The sequence below is a fragment of the Streptomyces sp. WAC04114 genome (assembly GCF_019733245.1).
Taxonomy (GTDB): domain Bacteria; phylum Actinomycetota; class Actinomycetes; order Streptomycetales; family Streptomycetaceae; genus Streptomyces; species Streptomyces massasporeus_A.
The window spans coordinates 1-2,401 of the sequence record NZ_JAIGQA010000344.1 but is presented as its reverse complement, the minus strand read 5'-3'; the positions used below and the strand labels follow the sequence as shown (position 1 = coordinate 2,401).

Sequence of the window (2,401 nt, the reverse complement as noted above, 5' to 3'; positions counted from 1 at the left end):
GCGCCACCACCAGACCGGCACCCCACAACAACGGCCAGAACAACTCCCACACCGACACATCGAAACCAAACGGCGTCTTCAACAGAACACGGTCATCACCCCCCAGACCGAACCGCTCCTGCATCCACACCAACCGGTTCACCACACCCGCATGCGAAACGACCACACCCTTCGGCCGCCCCGTCGAACCCGACGTGAAAATCACATACGCCGGATGCCCCGGCAACAGCCCATCCAGAGGCACCGTGTCAGCCGACAGGCCGGCCAGCTCAGTCACCGTCTCCGGCGCGTCCACCAACACGGCCGTGCCGTCGGGCAGGGAGGCGGCGGAGGCCCGCGACGCCAGCACCACCACCGGCGCCGCGTCCTCGATCATCGAGCCAAGCCGGCCCGGCGGATACTCCGGATCCAGCGGCACATACGCGCCACCAGCCTTCAACACCGCCAGCACCGCCACCACCAGATCGGCGCCACGCTCCAGGCACACACCCACCAACGACTCCGGACCCACACCCCGCGACATCAACAGCCGGGCCAGCCGGTTCGCCCGCGCGTCCAGCTCGCGATACGACACCTCGACACCCTCGGCCACCACCGCCACCGCATCCGGCGTCCGCGCCACCTGCCCCGCAAACAACTCCGGCAGCGTCGCAGGAGCCACCTCGACGGCCGTGTCGTTCCACCCCGACACCACCCGAAGACGCTCCTCCGCATCGAGGATGTCGATCGTGTTCAGCGGTATGTCGGTGCCGGAGTCGAGCGCGGAGACGAGTGCCGCGGTGAGGCGGTCGGTCGTGGTGCACAGGAATGTGGCGACGGCGTGCGAGTCGACCTGGGCCACGGCGTCGACGGCGAGGCCGAGCGTCTCTCCGTCGTCGTCGACCACCACGGAGAGCGGGTAGTTGGTGCGCTCGCGGAAATAGAGCAGTTCGGCGCCGTCGAGGACGGCGGTGTTCTCACGGTTGAGACCGGAGTTGGGCCGGTAGTTGAGGATCGAGGTGAACAGGGGTGTCGTGCCCGGCACGCCGCTGACCTGCTGTGCTGTCGACAGCGGCGTCCGCTCGTGGGAGATCAGCGCGGCCAGCTGGCCGCGCAGGGCGGAGACCGCCTCCAGCACTCCCAGTTCGTTCGTCCGCACCCGTACTGGCAGCGTGTTGATGAAGGGGCCGAGGACTCGGTCGGCACCTGCACCGGCGTTCATCCGCCCGAACAGCACCGTGCCGAACACCACGTCGTCCCGCCCGGACACCGCGGCCAGCACCCGCGACCACACCACGTGCAGCACGGTCGCCGGGCTCGTCCCGAGCCGGCGGGACACCTCGCGCACCCGTCGGGTCAGCTCCGGGGAGAACGCCAGCTGCGCCTCCGCCGCGTCCATGCCGTCGCCGCGGACGTCCACCAGTCCGTACGGCGCGGTCGGCTCGGTCACGTCACTGAGCAGCTCGGCGAAGTACCGCTCGCTGTCGCCGCGTTCGGCCTCGGCACGTGCCTGGGCCACGAAGTCGCGGAACGGCAGCGGCTCGGGCAGCTCCTGCTCCCGCCCGGCCAGGAAGGCCTCCACTTCGGCGAGGAGCAGTTCCAAGGCCGTGTGGTCCTCGATGACGTGGTGCAGCCGCAACAGGGCCAGCCAGCGGTCGGTGCCCGGCTCCTGAGCCACGTGCAAGCGCGCCAGGGGGGCACCGACGAGGTCGATCGAGAGGCCGGCGACGGCCAGCAGGTCGGCCACGGGGTCGCCGGAGTCGGGGGCGAGGGTGACTTCCCGGACGGGCAGTTCGGCCCGGCGGCGCACCACCTGGACCGGCTCGCGGAGTCCTTCCCACACCAGGCCGGTCCGCAGAATGTCGTGCCGGTCCACCACCCGCTGAAGCGCCGCAGTGAAGGCCTCCAGGCGCTCTCGCGAGTCGAACCGGAGCACCGTCGGCGTCACGTAGGCGTCGTCACCGCCCTCGGCCATCAGGTGATGGAAGAGCATGCCCTCTTGGAGGGGCGCCAGCGGATAGACGTCGGCCACGTTCGCCGCACCGCCCTCGACGGCGGCGACGATCCGCTCCACCTCGTCGGCCGTCAGGTCGACCAGCGGCAGCATCTCCGGGGTGATCTCGGTGGCGTCCGCCGGGATCAGGTTGGCCGGAGCCGCGGCGAACTCGGTCTGCGAGGCCGCCAGACCGGCGGGGGTCGGAGTCCGGAAGAATGCCCCGACGGACACCTGGACGCCGCGCCGCCGCAGTTCATCCACCGTCTTGATGGCGAGCAGTGAGTTTCCGCCGAGGCGGTAGAAGTCGTCGTCGACGCCGACCTGGGCGAGACCGAGAACATCGGCGAACGCGGCGCAGACGATCTCCTCACGCGCGTTGGCCGGAGCACGCCCCGACCCCGCAAGCGCGGCATAGTCCGGCGCCGG

The 2,401-nt window shown here is 70.4% G+C and carries 1 protein-coding gene; it reads right to left on the bottom strand.

The annotated features are described in order from the left end of the window. On the bottom strand, window positions 1–2,401 hold a 2,401-nt coding region (locus tag K4G64_RS39020; RefSeq protein ID WP_221760582.1), incomplete at both ends, for an AMP-binding protein.